Source organism: Virgibacillus flavescens (assembly GCF_050574275.1).
Classification (GTDB): Bacteria; Bacillota; Bacilli; order Bacillales; family Amphibacillaceae; genus Virgibacillus_F; species Virgibacillus_F flavescens.
In genome coordinates this window covers 1,166,464-1,189,128 of sequence record NZ_CP192260.1, presented here as the reverse complement: position 1 = coordinate 1,189,128, position 22,665 = coordinate 1,166,464, and the positions used below count along the sequence as shown (strand labels likewise).

Below are 22,665 nucleotides of genomic sequence, written 5' to 3'. Positions count from 1 at the left end.
CCTCCTATTATTTACAGCTTTTATTATCGCTAGTATTGGTGTAAACCGCTCGTTCGCCGCCAATAAGCTTGGGACGTGTTTTCGCACCAGTGACACGAGCTTTTCCGATCATTTTTTGTGAAAAACGAAGCGGAATCGCAACATGCTTCAGATGCATGCCGATCATGGTATCGCCAATGTCTATACCAGCGTCTGCTTGAATATTTTCAATGAGTACCGGGTTATCCATATGCTTAAATGCATAGGTTGCCATCGCTCCGCCTGCGCGCCGTGCCGGAATTGCGGATACCTCTTCATGCGAATGAGCATCAAAAGCCTCACGCTCGATGACGAGGGACCGGTTTAAATGTTCACAGCACTGGAAAGCAAGATTCACATTCGTTGATTTGCTAAGGTTTCTCAAACCGGCAAAAATAACGGCAGCCAATTCCTCGCTCCCGGCTGACCCTATATGTTCACCAGCGATTTCGCTCGTCGAGCAGCCAACTACGAAAAAAGTACCGGGTGTTAGTTCATTGCGCGCAATCCATTCACTGACTAATGCGCCTATGTTGTTTTCAACCTGCTGCTGTAACTCGTTCACAAGCAATCACCCATCCTAATCGTATGAAATAATATCGATATCGGCCACGTACGGACAGAGCGAACTTATTTCATAGCATTATTTTTCTTCGTAAGCTGAAACTTTACCAATTCGGTTAGCATGACGTCCACCATCAAACTCGGTCTCAAGCCATATTTTGGCAATTTCACGTGCCGGACCTGCTCCAATAACCCGCTCGCCCATCGCAAGGACGTTCGAATCATTATGCTGTCGAGTTAACTTTGCACTGTACATATCGTGTACAAGTGCACATCTGATGCCTGCAACTTTATTTGCCGCTATAGACATGCCAATTCCGGTGCCGCATATGAAAATTCCCCGGTCAAATTCACCATTAGCCACACGTTCTGCAGCTGGTAACGCAAAATCCGGATAGTCAACGGAACTCGTACAGTCACAGCCTGTATCCTCATATTCTATTTCCAATTCGTTCAGGAGGTCGATTACTTCCTTTCGAATGGTCATTCCTGCATGGTCTGCTGTTAAAATTACTTTCATGTTATCTCTCCTATCCATGATTTCTTCTACATCTATTATGCACCATTTAGAATTATTTTTCGATTTTTTTAACCAGCTGATCGATATACGTTTCCAGTTCGTTCAATGTTTGCTGGTATACGTTCATACTTCCGCCAAATGGATCCGAAATATCATAACTGATTAAAATTGCTTCAAGTTCCTGAATTTCCTGTACTTCCTCGTTTAATTTCGATGTTAATTGCTGATCAAGCACCAAGCGATTCATTTTATTTTTATTTTCCTGAATGAATGCGGAACGTTTATCTTCATAATTTGCATAAGCTGTTTTCAATTTCTTCCAGACTTCGTTATCTTCATCTGACACATATTCTTTTAATGTAAAATATTTATCCTGAAAATCAGGATGTTGCAGGATAAGTGATTGTTTATGCTGGGTGGTCATCGTTAAAATGAGATCTGCCCAATCAAGTAGCTCGTCCGTAACGGATTTCGAACGATGGTCGAGCGTAATGTTTTTTTCTTTAAGTGCGTCGAGCGCTGTTTGATTTGCCTGTTGACCTTCTCCAGCAAAAATACCCGCAGACTTTACATTCGAGTGCGGTAATTTATGTGTTAATAAAGCCTCGGCCATCGGACTTCGACACGTATTCCCTGTACAAATAAACAAGATATTCATATCTAAGTAACCTCCGTAAAATAGTGCAGTCAATCTCTAGCCAATAGAGTCAAATCGAAAAAATGACTCCCCACAAACTATACCATAGAAGGAAGTCTGCTGTCAGAAAAAATGAAAGCGTTCTATTCGGTACCAGGTACGCCCCGAATTATGTCGAATAAAAAAGTATTAGTTAAAGAGCAGAATGAGGCCGAATACGCATAGAATACTGCCACCAAGCATTTCGCTGTAGACGCCTAAAATTCCGTGTACTTTCTTTCCTGCAATCATCCCAGCCCATGTAAGAACCATACTTGTTCCACCAAACAGAAGTAATGCAATAAATGTTTTAACTCCTGACATTCCAAGACTAAGTCCTACTGAAAAACTATCCAAGCTAACACTTAATGCGAATAGGATAAGTCCAAATCCGGTTGGCTGAATAATTTTTTTCGCTTCGTGATTGAAAGAAGAAAAAAACATCTGAGCACCAATAACAATTAACAATAAACTACCAATAAAAACAGTCACATCGCCAATTTGGCCGGAGATCGCCTTTCCCAGCATAATTCCGATAAACGGCATGATTATATGAAAAACACCGATGACAATTCCAATAAAGGCAATTCGTTTTAAACGGATCAGCTGCATCCCCATACCTAAACTTACAGAAAAGGCATCCATACCGAGAGCAAATGCCATAAATAACAAAGAAACAATTTCCCCAACATGTTCCTGAACCATTAACCATCCTCCTCGAGACTCGTCCATAAAAATGTATGCTAGTCCGAAAAGGAATATGATGGGAAATGTACCAGGTACGCCCCGGTTTTTGTCGAATAAAAAAACTGAAGTTCTGCTAATTCAGAACTCCAGCTCTATCTATCCTGTACTATCGTACGTATTTGGTTGCTGCTTTTTGGAGACGGTTCATAATGGCTTGGCCGATTCCTTCCTCCGGAAACGCTTCGCAGATTATCAGATCAACATCTGAAGTCTTAAATGACCGCAGTGCATCGTAAAGGTTATTGGCAATTTCAGTTAAATTGTCTTGGCTCCCCAGCCGGATGATTTGCTCCGCCCTTAGCCCATGGACAGTTTCGTCACTCGCCATGACCCCGACCTTTTTACCATCCATCTGTGACTTATCAATCATTAGTTGAATTTTATCCACATTTCCTTCCACAAGCCATAGTGGGGCTTCTGGCGCGTAATGCGTATACTTCATACCCGGCGATCTCGGTTTCTCTGATTCATTGTCTGAGGCAACGTCCACCAGAACTTGTCCAGCAACTTCTTCCAGTTGTTCCTTCGTAATCCCACCTGGACGCAGGATAATTGGAATCGCAGCAGTACAATCCACAACCGTGGACTCCAGCCCAACTCCTGTAGGACCACCATCTATTAATCCGTTAATTTTTCCGTTCAGGTCCATCCATACATGGTCAGCCGTTGTGGGACTTGGCTTCCCGGATAGATTAGCGCTCGGTGCTGCAATCGGCAGGTTAACTTCCTTTAACAGCTGCAATGCAATTGGATGATCTGGAATTCGTATGGCAATTGTGGATAATCCAGCCGTTACATTTTTCGCGCACGTTCCATTGCTGGGCAAAACAAATGTAATCGGTCCTGGAGTAAACGCGTCAATTATTTTTTCAGCTGCATGAGGCAGGTTATCCACAAGATCCAATAACTGAGCTTTGCAAGCTACGTGCGCAATTAACGGATTATCCGCAGGGCGTCCCTTTGCTGCAAAAATTTTTGCGACCGCTTCTTCTTTTGTCGCATCAGCGCCTAGTCCGTAAACAGTTTCAGTTGGAAAAGCAACAGTCATCCCGTCGCGAAGGAATCGTGCTGCTTCTATTATTTCCTGATTATTTATTTTTTCATCGCTGGGTAAATTCCATCGAACTGTATGGGTCATCGTTGCACCTCTCTTCTATCACTTATTTTAGACGAAGATAGAAGTTTTCGCAAAAGCAAGTTCATAAATGTGTATAAGTTGGAATTTATCCCCAGGTTATGCACACATTGTTAACAACTCTTGTTGATAGTAACTAGGATACCTCGTATCTCCACCAGTTTCCATTACTGCATACCGGTATATTAGCTGGATTTTCATTATTTTTAGGTCGAAATTGCAGCGATTCTAATAAGATATCCACGAGCGGCTGTTTACTATGAACATATACACATGTAGCTTCGTTTTTTTTCGCGATTGTTAAGATCGCTTCAATAATTACTGGAAGACTATGGGCAGCCTGCTTTGTAACATGAAGCTTCTTCAGCCAATGCACACCTTGTTCCATCTCCTGTAAAACAAAACACCCTTCAATTTGTTCGTTAAACTGAACTACATAACCTTTTTCAATTAGAAGTGACTTGTCCACATCCTGATTATTTGCTAAAAAATGGTCTAATCTTGCATGTGATGCATTTTTTGCTAGAATCAATTCCATTTGTTTCACCTCTTCATTTTAATAGTTTCACTTATTAAAACTATGTTATGCGCTGTGAACTGGCATTATGACAAGCCTAGCCATTCAAATAGAAAAAACTTAGTTTCAACAGGTTTTTCTTCTTTTTTACTAGTTTCTGTTTCGGTTTCGCTCGCTTGTACACTTGCTACAGAAGTTCCGTTGGCAAAATCAAGAAAACATAATGGAGGAAACAGGACACACCACCAATTCGCTCCTTTTCCTTCCCCAAGTGTAATTAAAACAGCTTCGTATTCGCCTGCCGGATAAAGAAATGTGCCATAGAGTTTTGCTGGAAATGTAACATTTGGTCCGTATCTTACTTCAAATTCTCTGTCCTCTCCCTTTTCTTTCAATGTATCAGCTACAATTCCTTTTATTTCTGGAATCTTTGCCTGAATAACCTTTCGCGCCTCGTTTATATCTGCAATATCTTTCACCCATTTCGAGATGCTTTTATTTACCTCATCCCGCACAGCACGTTTCACCTTTTGATCCCGTTCAGCATCGCTATTTGCAAGAATCCGTAAGCGTATAGCCTCATCCGGAATTACCTGATAACCCATTTTATCTTCTGTTGGTTTACTTGCTCCATTCAATGGCAGGGATAAATATATTATAAAAAATATAAGTGCAAAAAATAAAATCTTTTTCATTGTTCGTTCCTCCTCATATGTTTGTTTTTAACAGTATGGGCGGACCCCGAACATTTTAAACTAGTAAACTACTAAAAAAGTTAACCACACAAAAGAAGACTTATCCACATAGATAAGTCTTTAGAACTTGTAGAGAAATCCACAGCTGAAAAAAATTAAACATAATATGAAATAAGTGGATCAATCATCGTATCTTCAAATATAACTTAATACACCTTAGGATACGACTTCAGTCCCGTACCGCTCGTAGCCACTGAAAAAGTTACATGTGTTACAAAATGAATTGGATCTACGATCGCATCGTCGTATATACTTTGCGCACCTTAGGGCACGGCTTCAGTCTCCTCGAGAAACCCACTCTGCGGGGCCTTCAGACTCGTGCTGTTCCCGCAGGAGTCTCGTATATTCGAGATGCTTGGTTATGGTGGAATAATAAACTCTTTAAAATCTACCACTTTTTCAGTTGCCTTGCGTGGTTCCTGTAGGAGTCTCATTATGTCGAAAATCATTCTAGGTTACGGTGAAAAGATGTTTTTAAATCTATAACTTTTTCAGAGTCTAAAAATCTCATAATGCGAGGCCACAAATCATACGTTCTTGTGGCCGCTGGAAAAGTGGTGGATATTACAAATTTATCCTTTCACCCTTACTTAGCATCTTTGAATATACGTAGACTCCTCGAAAAAGAAAAGCACTTTTTCTTCGTGCGATGCCTTTTCAGGGAAGCCTTCCTTATCCTGCGGGAAGTAAGAGATCGGTGAGACCCCGAAGGACGCAGTCCAAGGAGGCTCAACACTCGCCCTAAGGTGCGCTCCGTATATTCAAAGATGCGTTTGCAGATTCACTTATTACAATCCACATGTACCTTTTCGCTTTACTCTTCTTACTTCTTCTAGAGTCTCAAGGTTTTTATTCCACTTAATGAAAATTTTCGAATCAACTTGGAGTTTCCCTACAAACTAAAAAAGCTTATCCACTTAAATAATTTAAAGAGTCGCCGAAACAATCCTATCGTGTCCATTTATATCTTTTATTACCTTCACTGCAGCTTCTGGATAACTAGCAGTAATTAAATCGCTAACCAGACTTCCCTGTTCATATCCTATTTCAAAAACGACGCGCTTCACCGACCGAGGGATCGTTTTAATAATTTTTTTATACGCTGCCAACCCATTTTCCTCGGCAAACAAAGCTAGGTGCGGATCATAATTTTTAACTGTATCAGATAAGGTCTCCGTATCACTCATAGCTATGTAAGGTGGGTTGGAAACGAGAATATCTGCATCAATTGACTGCTCGATAACCGGCTGCAGAAAATCACCTTCTAAAAAGGTAACATCGGCGTGTAACTTTTCGGCATTTCTTTTGGCTGTTTCAAGCGCCACTGATGAAATATCCGTTGCATACACCTGTGCATCAGGAAGTTCAAGAGCCAATGTTATCGCAATAATACCGCTCCCGGTTCCAATATCAACAATCGTTTCTTTGCCGCGTGCAGTTTGCAGGACATGCTCAATTAGCTCTTCTGTTTCTGGCCTTGGGATAAGCACATGTTCATTCACACTAAAATCTCTTCCATAAAACGTTTCCGTTCCCGTAATATGCTGGACCGGGATACCAGTCTCAGCATGAAGCTTTACCGACGCTTTAAACTTATCCACAGTTTCTTCCGGAACATTTTCTCGCATGTTTGCATAAAAACTGGATCTGGATAACTGAAGATAATGCTGCAGCAGAATTTCCCCGAGCCTTTCTTCTCTATGATGTTTTCCTAAAAAAAGAGAAGCCCACTTGAGGACTTCATACTGTTTCATTGGTTTATCCATGTTATTCACCGATTTGCTCTAATTTTTTCGTTTGTTCTTCCATTTGTAATGCCTCTACAAACTCATCCAATTTACCTGTTAAAATCTGATCAAGCTTTTGGATGGTTAAGTTAATTCGATGATCGGACACGCGGTTTTGCGGAAAATTATACGTACGAATTCGTTCAGAACGATCGCCCGTACCGACTGCCGATTTTCTAGTCTCATCGTATTCAGCCTGCACTTCACGCTGAAATTTGTCATACACACGTGCGCGTAAAACTGTCATTGCTTTTTCTTTATTTTTAATTTGTGATTTACCGTCTTGGCAAGAAACCACGACACCGGTTGGAACGTGTGTGAGACGAACTGCAGACATAGTTGTGTTAACACTTTGTCCGCCAGGTCCACTTGATGCGAATGTATCCACACGAATGTCATTTTCATGAATTTCTACCTCGACCTCTTCCGTCTCCGGTAAAACCGCTACGGTAGCAGTTGATGTATGAATTCTTCCGCCAGATTCCGTTTCTGGAACGCGCTGAACTCGATGGGCACCATTTTCGTATTTAAGCTTTGAATATGCACCCTTACCACTGACCATAAAAATAATCTCTTTGTATCCGCCAACTCCAGTGGAGCTTGCTTCAATAACTTCGGTTTTCCATCCTTGAGCCTCGGCGTATCGAGCGTACATGCGATATAAATCACCGGCGAATAATGCTGCCTCATCTCCACCAGCTGCGCCACGCACCTCCATAATAACGTTTTTCTCGTCATTTGGATCTTTCGGCAGCAATAGAAACTTCATCTTTTCTTCTAATTGTTCGTTTTTTTCTGCCAGCTCCGAAATTTCTGCTTTAACCATTGCTTGCATTTCATCGTCAAGCTTATCTTCAAGCATTGCTTTAGCATCATCATACTGTTCCTGGACATCCTTATACTCACGGTAAACCTGGATAACATCTTCAAGTCCAGATTGTTCCTTGGAATATTCACGTAATTTGGCAGTATCATTGATCACTTCAGGATCACTAAGCATTTGATTTAATTTGTCATATCGATCTTCTAATGATTGCATGCGATGTAACAATCCGGCCACCTCTTTCTCATTAACAGTATAATTATAGTATACGAATTGATGTAGGTCAAAGGTGACTTTATTTATACGCTATAAGGAATTTCCTTTATCTAACGTCCAGGTATTCCCTCGTTCATCTTTGTATACGATATGCTCGGAGGCGAAATGTACAGGCGACTCAAGACCTGCTGCGGCAGAAATTCGAAATAATCCTTTCCGCATCGTTATGACATAGTTGGCTACACGCCATTTTTTTTCGTCTATAACAAGCGCTTTTTGAAGCTCAGGATCTGTTGTCGCTACACCCACTGGACACACGTTTGACTCACACTTCAGCGTTTGAATACAGCCAACGGTGAACATAAATGCTCGTGCAATATTAACTAAATCTGCCCCCATCCCCAAAGCAATCGCCACTCTGTCCGGGGAAAATAACTTTCCGGACGCGATAATTTTCACCCGATCTCTTACCCCATACTTGATCAGTGCCTGATGGACTAGTGGAAGCGCCGATTTTATTGGTAATCCTACACTATCCGTAAGTTCCTGGTAGGATGCACCTGTACCCCCCTCACCACCGTCAACAGTAATAAAATCAGGACTCTGATTAAGATCACGAATTTGTTTTGCCAGTTCTTCTGCTTCTTGATTACTTCCTATTACAATTTTCATCCCCACAGGTTTTCCGCTAACTTCCCGAATGCGTTCGATAAAGCCAAACAACGATGGAATATCACCAAAATCAGTAAATCTGTTAGGGCTGTTAATTGATGTAAACGGCTCCACTCTTCGAATCCTGGCAATTTCTTCGGTAACTTTTTCAGCGTCCACATGACCACCACGAGTTTTCGCACCTTGTGCCAGCTTAACTTCAAACGCTTTTATCTCCGGAATCTTGCTTTTTTCAAGCAACTCATCCCAATCAAAACTGCCATCAGGCTTGCGGACACCAAATAATCCTGGACCAATCTGCATAATAAGGTCCACGCCACCTTTAAGATGATAATCCGATAGTCCACCTTCTCCAGTATTCATCCATGTACCTGTAGCAATTCCCAGTCCTTCAGAGAGCGCCGTGATGGCACGATCACCGAGCGAACCATAGCTCATTGCCGACATTCCAATTTGGCCTCTCAGTCTGAACGGATTCCGCGTATCGGGACCGATAACAATTGTATCTGCTTCATTCAACAAATAGGAACTTGATTCATGCTGCTCCACACGTTCTTTTCTTTCCGTAAACAGGGGATCTTTTAACAATAGATAACGGTTAGTGGTTACCTTCGTCGCCATATCCATTTTTAGTTCCTCCGTAAGTTTTGGAAACATAGAATTTCGAACAAAAAATCCTGGTGCCTCAAAATCACGCTGCGAACCAAATCCAAACACATCCCGTTTATACTTGGCTTTCTTCACGATGTGCTGATAATCTCTTCTTGAGAAAGGTTTTCCTTCGTTGTCATTGTTAAAAAAATATTGTCGCAGCTCCGGTCCGATTTTTTCAAAAAAATAACGGGCTCTGCCCACAACAGGGTAATTACGGAGGACCGGATGCTGTTTTTGTGTGCGGTCAACAAAATAAATATATATATAAATTAATAATAGCGAACCGATGATTACGGCCGCTGTTACAAAACCAATTATCGTAAAGACATCAGCAATATTCATTTTTCATCCTACCTTTCATACGTAATACGAATTAAAGTTAGGATGGTTCAATCGAGGAAAAACTATGCGTCGGAAAACGTGTGCCAATGGTTATTTTACTCAAATCTACTGGTAAAATTAGTTATTTAATAGTAGACTTTATTTACTGAATATTACTATAATAGTAATTAAGATACAAATACGGCAGACAGTTTTTTCATTTTTAGAAAGTTAGGTGTGCATATGAAGGTAATTAAAATTTTAATTTTTTATCTTATGGGAATCATCGGAATCTGTTGCATCAGTGTTTTTCCAAACTTTTTTGCGAAAGAAGGGTTATCCAACCCATTACGTTACTTTGATTACTTAGGAACCTTTTTTACCAGCCTATTTCAGAGGGACTCTTGGTATTTCCGTGTTTTCAGTACCCCTACACGCTATCGGGAAACTACCCTTATAGGTGAGATGCCACTTTTCGAAAAACTTTGGGATTCGTTTATTTACTCCATGCAAATATTTATGGGAGCAGTCTCGCTTGGATTCTTAATCGCAATTTTGCTATCATTTGTAGCTGTTTTTTTACCAAACTATTTATCAAAAGGACTAAAACAGTTGTTAGACTTTTTGGAGTCCATTCCAGATGTCATAATTGCCGTGTTGCTTCAAGCGCTCACTATATATGCATATAAAGCGTGGGGTGTAGATCTTTTCAGAGTAGCAGGATATATGGATGAAAAAGTTTTGTTTGCACCGATAGTTGCGTTAGCTATTTTACCTGCTATCTCGTTATTTAAAATCTTGCTGTTTAGAATTGATGAAGAGTTTCTTAAGGATTATGCAGTTTTTTTAAAAAGTAAAGGTATACATAAGTTTGGAATTCTTTCACGTCACATAAGCAAAAACGTTCTAGTTACCATATTGCCGCATGCTAAGATTATTATTTGGGCAACCTTATCAAGCCAATTTGTGATTGAGTATTTATTCAATGTAAAAGGAATATCATTTGCTATTATTGATAGTTTCACACCAATGACAATTGCAGTGGCATTAATTATGATATTCACCCCGTTCTTTTTATTTTTCCAATTGATGGATATGTGGTTATACGATAGTCCTGCACATAGTGAAATTGTAACGTTTACGAGCAGAAAATCGTTTACATCGCTTATCTCAATGAAAGGTTGGTTCAATAATTTAAAATATAGTAACTGGAAAAAAGTTAAACCGTGGAAACCTGTAACGAATCTGCTGAAAATATTTGGAACACATATGAAAAACATAAAATTTGCGATTGGCAGCTTATTCTTTATTATCGTAATTACAATTAGTGTTACATATTCCGTAACGACAGATAACCACGTTGACAGAAGGACAATTATTTACGAAGAGGATGGCTCTACTATTAAAAGCACACCACCTCACCCACCCGGAGAACCGTTTTTCATTGGTTCCGATGAGCATGGTTATGATTTCTTGGATCAGCTTATCATTGGGGCAAAATATACACTTATATTCAGCCTGTTAATTGCACTGCTCAGAGTATTAACAGGATTATTGGGAGGTATCCTATATGTCTTTACAATAAAGATTAAGATTCAGAGGTTTCTAGAAAATCTGGTGGATTCGATACACTTTCTGCCTCTCACGTTAATTGCATATATACTGCTTCGTCCTATTTTACTGGGCAGTATACATGGTTTTGACTATTCCTTCACGCAACGTATTATTCTAGAAATATTCATCTTAACGATACTCGTCATACCCTTAACTACAGTGGCAGTTGGCAAAGATATCAAACACGTGCTGCAAAATGAATTTATTATGAGTGCAATGGTATTAGGTGGCAGCAGACTGCATATCTTGCGACGACACATTTTTCCCCATATTGGTCCAAGACTAGCCATACTTTTTGGTCAGCAATTTATTTCAGTGCTTTACGTTCTCATTCATTTAGGGGTACTTGAATATTACTTTGGAGGAACAATAATGGTTGACGATGGCCCCGATCAATCCGTAACAAATGAATGGTCCGGGTTACTCGGTGGGGCAAAAAACGAACTGGAAGGTGGAGACGTACAGTTGTGGCTGCTCGTGTTCCCGCTTCTAGCATTCGTCTTAAGCATATTTGCGATGCAATTCATTATAAAAGGAATCAAGGAAATCCAGCAGGTGAAGGTTGGTGTGTTGTATAAATTTCAGAAGAAAAAATTTCGAAACATCAAGGAAAATGTTAACGTGTACGAACCTGCAGCGAGTGATTTTGAGATGATAAAAAGAAAGAATTTATGATATGGCTGATACGTTTTGGTATTTTAAAAAAAGAGTGCGCGCTGCACTCTTTTCTGCTCTATTTATATTATTTTACTAACTTTGATAGTGTTTTTAAAATGGGATTGGTTGGTTTCTTCGGCACCTCATGGTGGTGACGACATCTTGGTTCGTATGACTCTGATGCACCAACTAAAATAATTGGGTCGTCATAGGAAGCTGGTTTTCCGTTAATTAAACGCTGGGTGCGGCTTGCTGGAGATCCACATACTGGACAAATAGCGTTCAGTTTTGACACGGATTCACATTGCGCCATCAATTTTGGCATCGGGCCGAATGGTTCTCCTCGAAAATCAGTATCAAGTCCGGCAATTATTACACGGATCCCTTTATTTGCAAGTTCATCTGCAACTTCAACAACGCTTTCGTCAAAAAATTGCACTTCATCAATACCTACAATATCTACGCTTTCGTCAATATTTTCAAGAATTTCTTGAGAATTATTAACCGGCCGGGCAATAGTGGAAGTACCATTATGAGAAACCACGGAATCCTCAGCATAACGATTGTCCAGTGCAGGTTTGAATACACGTACAGATAAATTACCATATGTAGCACGGCGAACCCGGCGAATTAATTCCTCAGATTTACCAGAAAACATGCTTCCGCATATTACTTCCACCCAACCACTTTGTTTCATTACGTACATCAGACGTTCTCCTTTCACAGGGCATTTCTTCTTGTTATATTTTATCACTAATTGTCAATTTATGTTGTGGTAATTATAGCTTATTTTTGAATTTTGCTCAGAAAAAATTCGGCATTCGCTGCGTCTTCGTGCGCGAACACCAATGTTTATCCTATTATTAAAAGTAAAAACAGGCAAAATTAGACACTTTGCCTGTTTCCGTATAACGAAGTCGCCTTCGCTTTATACAATCCAGCTACGGCTCCTAGAAGCTGCCGTCATAAGCAATTGACACTCAAAACGCCACAAACCGGGCGTTCTTCGGTCCTTCGCTTATGCGTCCGCTTCTAAACAGTCGCCTTCGCTTTATATTACAATCCAGTTTCACGGGCTAGCGACTCGAGACATAGACAATAAACACTCCGAGCACGAAAAGCATGTGCTCTACAGTTTCTTGTCTATGCTTTTCGTCGCTGAACAAGCCCGTTCCACTTTATATTACAATCCAGCTTCGGCGCTCATTGTCTAGTGACCTTCCCAATCCTCCTTACGATAAGTCAACATCAAATCGCTACGCTCTTTGTGTTTCCTTTATCTCATGCGGATTACTCCAGGTCATACGACAATTAACGAGCGCCTACGCTTTATATTACATATTATATTTTTTCTTGAATCGGTCTACACGTCCACCGACTTTGTCAGCTTTCTGTTTACCAGTGTAGAATGGGTGTGAATCTGAACTTGTCTCCACACGAATTAATGGGTATGAGTTACCATCTTCCCACTCAATTGTTTCTTCTGAGTTTTTAGTTGATCCGCTTAGAAATTTGAAATCTGAGCTAGTATCAAGAAAAACTACTTTTCTGTACTCCGGATGAATATCCTTTTTCATGTCAATACACTCCTTTTTGCCCTGAGTCCTTTAGAAACAGAGTTATTGTAAGAGCCATCATAGGTTATATACCTTATCGAAACTCACATAAAGTGATTATACCAGTCTCAGCATCCGATTGCAATATGTTACTATAATCAAACTACTAAATTCTATTTATGGCTGCTGATTCTACTTTTTTGTTCCCCGACGAGTCATGTCTTCGTCCATTTGCTGAAAAAATTCGTCATTTGTTTTTGATGCTTTTAAACGGCGCAAGAAACGATCCAGGAATCCTTGTGAATCCTGCATAGTTTTGCGGATCGCCCAAATTTTATCAAGATGATTTTTTGGTACAAGCAATTCTTCTTTACGAGTACCTGAACGTAAAATATCGATGGCAGGAAAGATGCGGCGTTCGGCAAGATTCCGATCAAGATGCAGCTCCATATTTCCTGTACCTTTAAATTCTTCATAGATAACGTCATCCATCCGTGATCCTGTATCAACCAGTGCGGTTGCTAGAATAGTGAAGCTTCCGCCTTCTTCAATGTTTCTTGCTGCACCGAAGAATCGTTTTGGACGATGAAATGCTGCTGGATCAATACCACCGGATAATGTTCTTCCACTTGGCGGTATTACGAGGTTATACGCTCGTGCAAGTCTTGTAATACTGTCCATCAGTACAATTACGTCGCGTTTATGTTCCACTAATCGCATCGCACGTTCCAGCACAAGCTCCGACACTTTAATATGACTTTCCGGCACTTCATCAAATGTTGAACTTACTACATCAACATCTGGATCTACGGAACGTTCGATATCCGTAACTTCCTCTGGACGCTCATCAACCAATAAGATAATCAATTTTGAATCAGGATGGTTTTTTGAGATACTGTTTGCAATTTCTTTCAGAAGCATCGTTTTACCAGCTTTAGGCGGGGCAACGATAAGACCACGTTGACCAAATCCCACTGGTGTCATCAAATCAATGATTCGTGTGGAAAGTTGATTTGATTCCAGTTCTAATTTCATATTACGGTCTGGATACAATGCTGTTAATGCAGGAAAATGAACACGTTCCTTTGCACTTTCAGGGTCATCCCCATTTACCGCGTCAACATGCAATAAACCATAGTATCTTTCGTTTTCTTTTGGTGGTCGAACTTTACCGGATACTTTGTCACCGTTTCGTAAATCGAAACGACGAATTTGTGAGGCAGATATGTAGATATCTTCTGCGCTTGGAGAATAATTTATTGGACGTAAGAAGCCGAATCCCTCTGAAGGTATGATTTCTAAAATTCCATTCATAAATAAAAATCCATCTTTTTCTGCTTGTGCTTTTAAAATTGAAAATATAAGTTCACGTTTTGTAAGTTTTGCATAATACGAGACTTTGTACTCTTTCGCTAATGCATAGATATCTTTCAATGTTAATGTCTCTAAATGAGATATTGTTAATTCTGCCATATAATCACCACACCTATTTATTTTTGCATTCTAATTAATTAAATATAATGTATAAAAATCTTATAAAATTGATTGACCGACTGACATGATCTGATGAGATTTCCTCTTCAGTGTAAGGTAAGTTTACGAAAAACAGGAAGAATTGTCGGAAGCTAGAGTAGGAGTTTCTTTAACACGGTATATTCTATATTAACCATTCTTGACTAGTACTAAACATCTACCATATTACCCGTTTCATTCATAAGATTCAACTCTATTTTTTGCCTAAGTCTTAAAAATTTATTTAATAGATAAGGAAGCCACTCTTTTCGTGTGGCTTCCTTCCTTCTATTTGTCTTTACGGTTTCATGACAAGGTTTGGCTTTTTCTGGAGACTGTGTTCTCCATCAATAAATCGCACTGTGCCACTTTTTGCACGCATTACAATCGTTTGAGTAGTTGCTTTTGACCCTTTGAATTGAACGCCTTTTAATAACTCACCATCTGTCACTCCAGAAGCTGCGAAAATAGCGTCATCTCCACCACAAAAGTCATCCATTGTTAATACTTTGTTGAAGTCAGTAACGCCCATTTCTGCGCAGCGCTTACGTTCTTCTTCATTTGAAGGAATCAGTTTCCCCTGCAGTTCTCCACCTAAACATTTTAAAGCAACAGCAGCTAAAACGCCTTCAGGAGCTCCACCGATACCAAATAAAATATCGACACCAGTATCATCAAAAGCAGTATTCATTGCTGCAGCAACGTCACCGTCAGAGATTAACTTAATTCTTGCTCCAGCGTCGCGTATTTCTTGAATCAGTTCAGCATGACGAGGTCGGTCCAAAACAGTCGCAACCACATCTTCAATGTCTTTACCTTTTGCTTCTGCAACTATTTGCAGATTTTTAAGTGTGGAATTGTTAATATTTACTTTACCAACCGACTCAGGTCCAACAGCAAGCTTATCCATATACATATCAGGCGCATGTAAGAGAGACCCTTTATCAGCAATTGCGATTACCGCTAAAGCATTCCAAGTTCCTTGAGCAACAATATTTGTACCTTCTAATGGATCTACCGCTACATCTACACTAGGTCCAGTTCCGGTTCCAAGTTTCTCGCCGATATACAGCATTGGCGCTTCATCCATTTCACCTTCTCCAATTACGACTGTTCCTTGCATCGGGATTGTATCAAAAACATCGCGCATTGCAGACGTTGCTGCATCATCAGCTTCCTCTTTCTTTCCTCTTCCCATCCAGCGAGCTGAGGACAAAGCAGCAGCTTCTGTTACACGAACTATTTCCATGGTTAAGCTTCTTTCCATGATTGAATTCTCTCCCTTTATTTATGTATTTTACTAAGAAAAACTCGGCATTCGCTTAGTCTTTCATAGCGAATGCTGAAGTTTTACTGTATCGGCATTTTCTCTAGAACTCCAATCCTGACCTATAAACTAGGTCAGGCAGTATATTAGGAATTCTGAAATTGCTCGACTTCATGTTCTGACATTTCTTCACGCCAAACGTTTGCTCCAAGGCTAATCAACTTATCTGTAAGTTTTTCATAACCGCGATCAATGTGTTCAAGACCAGTAATCTCGGTTATCCCATTCGCCATTAATCCTGCAATTACGAGTGACGCTCCTGCCCGTAAATCGGAAGCCTTTACACGCGCTCCTTCGAGTTGGACAGGTCCGGAAACAATTGCTGATCCGCCTTCTACTTTGATAATCGCATTCATTCTTCTCAACTCGTCAATATGCTTCAAACGGGCAGAATAAATGGTATCCGTAACAACACCAGTATTAAGCGCTTTTGTAAGTAATGTGGTAAAAGGCTGTTGCAGATCCGTTGGAAATCCGGGATAAACCAGCGTTTTTATATCAACACTTTTTAGAGGACCGCGTGCCGCAACTAAAAGCTGTTCATCACTTTCCTCGACAGTAACTCCCATTTCCCGCAGCTTTGCTAAAACTGATTCCAGATGCTGCGGAATTACGTTATCAATAATTACTTCACTGCCGGCAGCCGCTGCTGCAATAGCATACGTTCCAGCTTCAATCCGGTCTGGAATTATCGTGTGCGTACAACCGTGAAGTGTATCTACACCTTCGATACGAATTACGTCAGTTCCAACACCTTTAATTCTAGCACCCATATTCGTTAATAGTGTTGCTACATCAATAATTTCAGGTTCTTTTGCAGCATTTTCTATAATGGTTCTTCCTTTTGCCTTAACCGCTGCAAGCATAATATTAATCGTTGCACCGACACTTGAAACATCAAGATATATCCGTGCACCGGTTAACTGTTTCGCTCGAATATAAATTGCGCCTTTTTCATTGGTAACCTCTGCACCAAGCGCTTCAAAACCTTTAATATGCTGGTCAATTGGTCTTGGACCTAAATGACAGCCACCAGGTAAACCAATAACAGCCTGGTTAAACTTCCCAAGCATGGCACCCATGAAATAATAAGATGCTCGCAGTTTTTTCACTTTACCATTTGGTAATGGCATAGAAATCATGTGTTCAGGGTCAATGGTCACATTCTGACCGTCCCAATCGACTTTTCCACCAATTTCTTCAAGTAAGTCTCCAAGGGTGTAAACGTCAGAGATTTCCGGCAACCCCTCAATTGTTACGTTTGAATCAGCTAAAATGGCCGCTGGCAACAATGCAACTGCACTGTTTTTCGCACCACTAACTCGAACTTTACCTTTTAAAAGATTTCCGCCTTCAACTAACATTTTTTGCATTTAGTACCCTCTTTTCGAGGCTGCTCAAAATAATTTGAGCACTCATGTTTGATTTGTTGACCTTAGGTTGTACAATTTTTCCAATTTAATTCTAATTTTTGGTAAATCTATCGGAAGAGAATTCACTTCTCGAACTGTTTAAATGCATTGTAACGCTTATAACAGATCTTGAGATTTATCAAAATATGGATATCGGCCAGAATTTAGCGAATAACCGCCACTAGCCAAATATATCGGCCAATTCACTCGTATATTTCGCGTTCTTCGGTCCCTTGCTTATGAGTCTGCTTCTGATCAGTCGCCTACGCTTTTCTTTTCTGGCTAGCTGCGGCTCCTAGAAGCTGCCGTCATAAGCAATGAACACTACGAACGCTAAAACCATGCGTTCTTCGGTCCCTTGCTTATGCGTCTGCTTCTGATCAGTCGCCTACGCTTTTCTTACTTATTCCAATCTGCTAGGAATTTTTCGATTCCTTGGTCGGTTAATGGATGTTTTACTAGTTGTCCTAGTACTTTATATGGAATGGTTGCGATATGTGCACCATGCAGTGCTGAATCTGTTACATGGAGTGGGTGGCGAATGGATGCTGCAATAATTTCTGTTTTGATACCGTGACGGTCAAAGATACCAGAGATTGTTGCAATAAGCTCCATTCCATCATGACCAATGTCATCTAGACGGCCAAGAAACGGAGAAACATACGATGCTCCTGCACGTGCTGCTAAAAGAGCTTGGTTTGCGTTAAAAATTAACGTTACATTTGTTTTGATGTTCAAGTCGCTGAATGCTTTTACAGCTTTCAGTCCTTCTAATGTCATCGGAACTTTCACTGTAATGTTTGGAGCAATTGCAGCAAGTTCCTTACCTTCTTTAATCATTCCTTCTGCGTCTTCGGCAATTACTTCTGCACTGACAGACCCAGAAACTTCTTCTGTGATTTCCTTTAAACGGTCATGAAAAGAAATATCTTCTTTTGCAACGAGACTCGGGTTCGTAGTAACACCAGCTAAAACTCCAAGCGCGTTTGCTGAACGTATTTCTTCAATATTTGCTGTATCAATAAAAAATTTCATATCAGGTAAAACCTCTCTCTTCTTTATATTTAGTAATTAAGCTTGTTTTGACGAACCAAATTCACGCATTTTACCCATAACTGTTGATTTAATAGCGTCGCGGCCAGGTCCCATATATTTTCTAGGGTCATATTGGTTTGGCTGCTCAGCTAATACTTCACGGATCTTTTTCGCTTGCGCAATCTGACTTTCTGTATTTACATTGATTTTAGCTGAACCAAGGGAAATTGCACGCTTGATATCTTTTGTTGGAATACCAGTTCCGCCATGCAGAACGAGTGGGATATTTGTAAGATTCATTACTTCTTCCATGCGGTCAAAACCAAGATTTGGTTCACCTTTGTATGGACCATGTACAGATCCAAGTGCTGGAGCAAAGCAATCTACATTTGTTTCTTTAACAAGACGTTCGCATTCTGCCGGAATCGCGTAAGCAGCTTCAGCGTCATCTACTATTATATCATCTTCTTGTCCACCAACACGACCAAGCTCTGCTTCTACAGAAACTCCATTGATGTGTGCAAGCTCGACTACTTTTCTTGTAACAGCAATATTATCATCAAGTGGCAAGCTGGAAGCATCGATCATTACAGAGGTGAAACCTGCATGAATTGCCTGTGCACACTTTTCGAAGCTTGAACCGTGGTCAAGGTGAATAGCAACCGGAACTGTTGTCCCATACTCATCCATTAACGCTTTAACCATTGCAACAACAACTTTAAAGCCACCCATATATTTAGCTGCACCTTCAGATACTCCTAAAATCACCGGAGACTTTTCTTCTTCAGCAGCCTGAAGAATTGCTTGTGCATATTCCATATTATTTAAGTTGAATTGTCCAACAGCATATCCTTTTTCTTTGCCCAATTCGAGCATTTCTTTCATTGAAACTAATGGCATGAATATCCTCCTATTAGATGAGTGTTCACCTATTACTATTAATTTAGCTACAGTATAAGAATACCAACTAGCGAATGAAGTCGCAACTATAGGATGTACACAAGCATCTGTGTTACTCCTCTATTATGTCATTCACTATTTTGCATACTTCCATAATATTGAAAGGTTTAGCGAGTATGTGCTTGACAAGCGCGCACGACTCACCCACTTTACTAATTTCTTCAGCTAATCCACTCATCAGAATAGCAGGAATGTTAATGTTTTCCTCTTCCATTCGACGTAAGACTTCCAACCCATCCACAACTGGAAGTTTAAAATCCAGCAAAATCAAAGCAAAACTTCCTGCGTGGATTTCATCAAGGGCTTCTTTTCCCGTACTTGCTGTCGTTATTTGATATCCTTCATTTGTAAAGACTTCATCCAGCAAAAAACGAATCCCAGGCTGATCATCTACTACTAAAATATGTTTTTTCATTGCCTGCATCCTTAACCTTCCTTTACGTGTTTCTTCCCTATTACAATCTTTCTCTCTATTATATAATTTTTCCTGCTTTTTCGCATCCTTCAAATTTCGACAAACCCCCGCATCCAATGAGATGCGGGGATATCGTGTATTACTTATTATTTTTCGGAATCTGTAACTACAGCACCAATAAAACTTTTAAATAGTTCTTGTGGTCTGGTTGGGCGTGACTTAAACTCCGGATGGAACTGACTTGCCACAAACCACGGATGGTCAGCGATTTCGATTGTTTCGATCAATCGGCCGTCAGGACTCGTTCCTGAAAAAATGAATCCTTGATCTTCCATTTGTTCTCTGAATTCATTATTGAATTCAAAACGATGACGGTGACGTTCATACACTAAATCTTCTTCGCCATACGCTTCTTTAGCTTTTGTACCTTCCTGCAGTCTGCAAGGATAGATACCAAGTCTCAAGGTACCACCAAGGTCAGAAATATTTTTCTGTTCTGGCAGTAAATCGATAATCGGATAAGGTGTAGATGGGTCAATTTCAGCAGAATGCGCACCTTCCAGGTTAAGAACATTACGCGCAAATTCAACAGTTGCCAGCTGCATTCCTAAGCAAATGCCAAAGAAAGGCACCTTATTTTCACGTGCATAACGAATCGCTTCTATTTTCCCTTCGATTCCACGATCGCCAAAACCACCTGGTACAATTATTCCGTCAACTCGAGATAATTCATGCTTTATCGTTTCCTTATCAAGTTTTTCTGAGTTTATCCAATGAACAGAAACATCCGCATCATACGGATAACCAGCGTGTTTTAGTGCTTCCACTACAGATAAATACGCGTCAGGTAACTCGACATATTTCCCCACTAAACCAATCGTGATATTTTTCTTCAAATGACGAACCTTGTCTACCAATGCTATCCATTCGTCCATTTCCGCCGGCTGACAGGTTAATCCGAAGTGATCACATGCAATTTGATCGAGCTTTTGTTCCTGTAAAGCAATCGGTACCTGGTACAGAATATCAGCGTCGCGCATTTCAATAACCGCATGCTGATTGATATCACAGAACAGCGCAATTTTTTCTTTCATATCCGTGCTGATTGGTAATTCCGTACGCAAGACAATCGCATCAGGCTGAATTCCCAATGAGCGCAATTCCTTAACACTGTGCTGCGTAGGCTTCGTTTTCATCTCACCTGCTGCTTTGAGGTAAGGAACAAGTGTACAATGGATATACATAACGTGGTCACGACCAATGTCGCTCTTAATCTGACGTATCGCTTCAAGAAATGGCAGGGATTCAATATCTCCCACTGTACCGCCAATTTCTGTAATAACTACATCCGCTTTCGTAGCTTGACCAGCACGATAAACCTGCTCTTTAATTTCATTGGTAATATGTGGAATAACCTGAACCGTACCACCTAAATAATCTCCGCGGCGTTCTTTTTTAATTACGCTTGAGTAAACTTTTCCTGTGGTAATATTGCTGTATTTATTTAAATTAATGTCGATGAAACGCTCATAATGACCAAGGTCCAAGTCCGTTTCAGCACCATCTTCCGTTACAAATACCTCACCATGCTGATAAGGACTCATTGTTCCAGGATCAACGTTGATGTACGGATCGAATTTTTGAATAGTTACCTTTAGTCCACGATTTTTTAATAACCGGCCTAAAGAGGCAGCAGTAATCCCTTTACCTAGTGACGATACCACACCGCCTGTTACGAAAATATATTTAGTCACGTTGCATCCCTCTTTCTAATTTTCCTTATCATTTGATGAATCTATAAAAATTATTGCTATAAATCAAGAAAAGCGTAGGCGTCTGGTCAGCTGCGTACAAATAGATAGAACTGGGAATCGTACGCCGATCTATGCGTACGGTTCATCAGAGCTATCTATTTGCTAGCAGCTAGACGCCGAAGCTAGACATAACTCGGCTTATCGCCAAGCCTTAATGGCGAAAGCCTTAGTTGCACTTATGCAGTAAGAAAGGATTTATACTTTCTTGCCTGCTAAAATAAGAAAAGCGCTCCCCCAACTGTTACAAGGGGAACGCTTATTATAAATAAATTTCAAGAGCCCAATAAAAATTGTAGCATAAGGGCGAAAAAAGTCAAGCCTGCTTTCGGCTATTTTTTCTTCTTCTTTTTCATATCTTCTTCGTCATCATCTTCATCGTCATCTTCGTCATCTTCGTCATCTTCATCATCATCGTAGTCGTCTAAATCATCATCATCAAAATCATCGTCGTCATCATCGTCCAGATCATCAGCTAATTCTTCGATATCATCATCAACAATGTCCAACTCTTCTTCTTCCTCTTCTTCATAAGCAGCTTTTTTCTTCTTGACGGCTTTTTTCTTTTTAACAACCGCTTTCTTTTTCTTCTTCTTAGGAGCCGCTGTTGTAACCTCTTCATCACGCTGGTCAACTGGGTACCAAGTCTTTAAGCCCCACATATTAGAACCTGTTGTCATAAAGCGGCCATCAATATTTAAATCTGTATAGAATTGTGTAATGTTCGTTTCTTTTTCAGCTTCGGTAAATCCCTTTAGATCTGCAATTTTTTTGAAAACATCTCGAAAGTCCATTGCCTTCTTTTTATCAAGTAAAATCAAGTTAGCTAGTTCTATCATGGACATTTTTGAGATTTCTTCTTGGCTGTGTTTTTTCAAGCTCAAGATATAGCACTCCCTTTATATGTAAAATTATTAGTTAAAATTTCCTTTACGTCAATTACCATACCATACATTATAAA

The 22,665-nt window shown here is 40.2% G+C and carries 21 protein-coding genes; 1 reads left to right on the top strand and 20 read right to left on the bottom strand.

The features are described 5' to 3' along the window. Positions 1-7: 7 nt before the first annotated feature. From VBD025_RS05810 to VBD025_RS05765, 10 genes are all read right to left on the bottom strand, one after another. Positions 8-583 (bottom strand): TIGR01440 family protein, encoded by a 576-nt coding sequence (locus VBD025_RS05810; protein ID WP_430790187.1) that lies wholly within the window; start codon positions 581-583, stop codon positions 8-10. 78 nt (positions 584-661) lie between these two features. Then, positions 662-1,102 (bottom strand): ribose 5-phosphate isomerase B, encoded by a 441-nt coding sequence (rpiB, locus tag VBD025_RS05805; RefSeq protein ID WP_430790185.1) that lies wholly within the window; start codon positions 1,100-1,102, stop codon positions 662-664. Between the two features lie 52 nt (positions 1,103-1,154). Then, entirely contained in the window at positions 1,155-1,760 is a 606-nt protein-coding gene (locus VBD025_RS05800) for a low molecular weight protein arginine phosphatase (RefSeq protein WP_430790183.1), read from the bottom strand. 168 nt (positions 1,761-1,928) lie between these two features. Further along, complete coding sequence (locus VBD025_RS05795; RefSeq protein ID WP_430790181.1) at positions 1,929-2,483, bottom strand: manganese efflux pump MntP family protein; 555 nt, start codon at positions 2,481-2,483, stop codon at positions 1,929-1,931. Between the two features lie 148 nt (positions 2,484-2,631). Next, the gene (locus tag VBD025_RS05790; RefSeq protein ID WP_430790179.1) at positions 2,632-3,663 is read right to left on the bottom strand and encodes an L-threonylcarbamoyladenylate synthase; all 1,032 of its coding nucleotides are present in this window, start codon (positions 3,661-3,663) and stop codon (positions 2,632-2,634) included. 133 nt (positions 3,664-3,796) lie between these two features. Then, on the bottom strand, positions 3,797-4,198 hold the full coding sequence (locus VBD025_RS05785) for a hypothetical protein (protein WP_430790177.1): 402 nt from the start codon (positions 4,196-4,198) through the stop codon (positions 3,797-3,799). Between the two features lie 65 nt (positions 4,199-4,263). After that, on the bottom strand, positions 4,264-4,872 hold the full coding sequence (gene spoIIR, locus VBD025_RS05780) for a stage II sporulation protein R (protein ID WP_430790175.1): 609 nt from the start codon (positions 4,870-4,872) through the stop codon (positions 4,264-4,266). 986 nt (positions 4,873-5,858) lie between these two features. Then, positions 5,859-6,698 (bottom strand): peptide chain release factor N(5)-glutamine methyltransferase, encoded by an 840-nt coding sequence (gene prmC, locus VBD025_RS05775; RefSeq protein WP_430790173.1) that lies wholly within the window; start codon positions 6,696-6,698, stop codon positions 5,859-5,861. A 1-nt stretch (position 6,699) separates the two neighbouring features. Next, entirely contained in the window at positions 6,700-7,770 is a 1,071-nt protein-coding gene (prfA, locus tag VBD025_RS05770; RefSeq protein WP_430790171.1) for a peptide chain release factor 1, read from the bottom strand. 78 nt (positions 7,771-7,848) lie between these two features. Continuing rightward, complete coding sequence (locus VBD025_RS05765; protein ID WP_430790169.1) at positions 7,849-9,426, bottom strand: FMN-binding glutamate synthase family protein; 1,578 nt, start codon at positions 9,424-9,426, stop codon at positions 7,849-7,851. A gap of 486 nt (positions 9,427-9,912) precedes the next feature. Between VBD025_RS05765 and VBD025_RS05760 the strand changes: the two genes are divergently transcribed. Then, positions 9,913-11,694, top strand: coding sequence for an ABC transporter permease subunit (locus VBD025_RS05760; RefSeq protein WP_430790168.1), 1,782 nt, complete (start codon positions 9,913-9,915; stop codon positions 11,692-11,694). 67 nt (positions 11,695-11,761) lie between these two features. Here VBD025_RS05760 and VBD025_RS05755 read toward each other — a convergent pair whose 3' ends face one another. The 10 genes from VBD025_RS05755 to rpoE all read right to left on the bottom strand — a co-directional run bounded on the left by VBD025_RS05755 (position 11,762) and on the right by rpoE (position 22,588). Beyond that, complete coding sequence (locus tag VBD025_RS05755; RefSeq protein ID WP_430790166.1) at positions 11,762-12,382, bottom strand: thymidine kinase; 621 nt, start codon at positions 12,380-12,382, stop codon at positions 11,762-11,764. A 628-nt stretch (positions 12,383-13,010) separates the two neighbouring features. Beyond that, positions 13,011-13,253, bottom strand: coding sequence for a type B 50S ribosomal protein L31 (locus VBD025_RS05750; RefSeq protein ID WP_430790164.1), 243 nt, complete (start codon positions 13,251-13,253; stop codon positions 13,011-13,013). A gap of 171 nt (positions 13,254-13,424) precedes the next feature. Further along, on the bottom strand, positions 13,425-14,705 hold the full coding sequence (gene rho, locus VBD025_RS05745; RefSeq protein WP_430790162.1) for a transcription termination factor Rho: 1,281 nt from the start codon (positions 14,703-14,705) through the stop codon (positions 13,425-13,427). Positions 14,706-15,042: 337 nt separating this feature from the next. Beyond that, complete coding sequence (gene glpX, locus VBD025_RS05740; protein WP_430790160.1) at positions 15,043-16,011, bottom strand: class II fructose-bisphosphatase; 969 nt, start codon at positions 16,009-16,011, stop codon at positions 15,043-15,045. A 146-nt stretch (positions 16,012-16,157) separates the two neighbouring features. Beyond that, positions 16,158-17,444 (bottom strand): UDP-N-acetylglucosamine 1-carboxyvinyltransferase, encoded by a 1,287-nt coding sequence (locus tag VBD025_RS05735; protein ID WP_430790158.1) that lies wholly within the window; start codon positions 17,442-17,444, stop codon positions 16,158-16,160. Between the two features lie 438 nt (positions 17,445-17,882). After that, the gene (gene fsa / locus VBD025_RS05730; RefSeq protein ID WP_430790156.1) at positions 17,883-18,518 is read right to left on the bottom strand and encodes a fructose-6-phosphate aldolase; all 636 of its coding nucleotides are present in this window, start codon (positions 18,516-18,518) and stop codon (positions 17,883-17,885) included. Positions 18,519-18,554: 36 nt separating this feature from the next. Beyond that, positions 18,555-19,418 carry a class II fructose-1,6-bisphosphate aldolase gene (gene fba / locus VBD025_RS05725; protein WP_430790154.1) on the bottom strand — a complete coding sequence of 288 codons (864 nt, stop codon included), beginning with the start codon at positions 19,416-19,418 and terminating at the stop codon, positions 18,555-18,557. A 112-nt stretch (positions 19,419-19,530) separates the two neighbouring features. After that, on the bottom strand, positions 19,531-19,893 hold the full coding sequence (locus VBD025_RS05720) for a response regulator (RefSeq protein WP_430790152.1): 363 nt from the start codon (positions 19,891-19,893) through the stop codon (positions 19,531-19,533). Positions 19,894-20,039: 146 nt separating this feature from the next. Further along, on the bottom strand, positions 20,040-21,647 hold the full coding sequence (locus tag VBD025_RS05715) for a CTP synthase (protein WP_430790150.1): 1,608 nt from the start codon (positions 21,645-21,647) through the stop codon (positions 20,040-20,042). Positions 21,648-22,036: 389 nt separating this feature from the next. After that, positions 22,037-22,588 carry a DNA-directed RNA polymerase subunit delta gene (gene rpoE / locus VBD025_RS05710; RefSeq protein ID WP_430790148.1) on the bottom strand — a complete coding sequence of 184 codons (552 nt, stop codon included), beginning with the start codon at positions 22,586-22,588 and terminating at the stop codon, positions 22,037-22,039. Positions 22,589-22,665 lie beyond the last annotated feature (77 nt).

What these genes read in the sequence shown, in the direction of transcription:
- rpiB (WP_430790185.1), bottom strand. Translation starts at nt 1,102, where the DNA reads ATGAAAGTAATTTTAACAGCAGACCATGCAGGAATGACCATTCGAAAG.
- VBD025_RS05800 (WP_430790183.1), bottom strand. Translation starts at nt 1,760, where the DNA reads ATGAATATCTTGTTTATTTGTACAGGGAATACGTGTCGAAGTCCGATG.
- VBD025_RS05795 (WP_430790181.1), bottom strand. Translation starts at nt 2,483, where the DNA reads ATGGTTCAGGAACATGTTGGGGAAATTGTTTCTTTGTTATTTATGGCA.
- VBD025_RS05790 (WP_430790179.1), bottom strand. Translation starts at nt 3,663, where the DNA reads ATGACCCATACAGTTCGATGGAATTTACCCAGCGATGAAAAAATAAAT.
- VBD025_RS05785 (WP_430790177.1), bottom strand. Translation starts at nt 4,198, where the DNA reads ATGGAATTGATTCTAGCAAAAAATGCATCACATGCAAGATTAGACCAT.
- spoIIR (WP_430790175.1), bottom strand. Translation starts at nt 4,872, where the DNA reads ATGAAAAAGATTTTATTTTTTGCACTTATATTTTTTATAATATATTTA.
- prmC (WP_430790173.1), bottom strand. Translation starts at nt 6,698, where the DNA reads ATGGATAAACCAATGAAACAGTATGAAGTCCTCAAGTGGGCTTCTCTT.
- VBD025_RS05765 (WP_430790169.1), bottom strand. Translation starts at nt 9,426, where the DNA reads ATGAATATTGCTGATGTCTTTACGATAATTGGTTTTGTAACAGCGGCC.
- VBD025_RS05760 (WP_430790168.1), top strand. Translation starts at nt 9,913, where the DNA reads ATGCAAATATTTATGGGAGCAGTCTCGCTTGGATTCTTAATCGCAATT.
- VBD025_RS05755 (WP_430790166.1), bottom strand. Translation starts at nt 12,382, where the DNA reads ATGTACGTAATGAAACAAAGTGGTTGGGTGGAAGTAATATGCGGAAGC.
- VBD025_RS05750 (WP_430790164.1), bottom strand. Translation starts at nt 13,253, where the DNA reads ATGAAAAAGGATATTCATCCGGAGTACAGAAAAGTAGTTTTTCTTGAT.
- rho (WP_430790162.1), bottom strand. Translation starts at nt 14,705, where the DNA reads ATGGCAGAATTAACAATATCTCATTTAGAGACATTAACATTGAAAGAT.
- glpX (WP_430790160.1), bottom strand. Translation starts at nt 16,011, where the DNA reads ATGGAAAGAAGCTTAACCATGGAAATAGTTCGTGTAACAGAAGCTGCT.
- VBD025_RS05735 (WP_430790158.1), bottom strand. Translation starts at nt 17,444, where the DNA reads ATGCAAAAAATGTTAGTTGAAGGCGGAAATCTTTTAAAAGGTAAAGTT.
- fsa (WP_430790156.1), bottom strand. Translation starts at nt 18,518, where the DNA reads ATGAAATTTTTTATTGATACAGCAAATATTGAAGAAATACGTTCAGCA.
- fba (WP_430790154.1), bottom strand. Translation starts at nt 19,418, where the DNA reads ATGCCATTAGTTTCAATGAAAGAAATGCTCGAATTGGGCAAAGAAAAA.
- VBD025_RS05720 (WP_430790152.1), bottom strand. Translation starts at nt 19,893, where the DNA reads ATGAAAAAACATATTTTAGTAGTAGATGATCAGCCTGGGATTCGTTTT.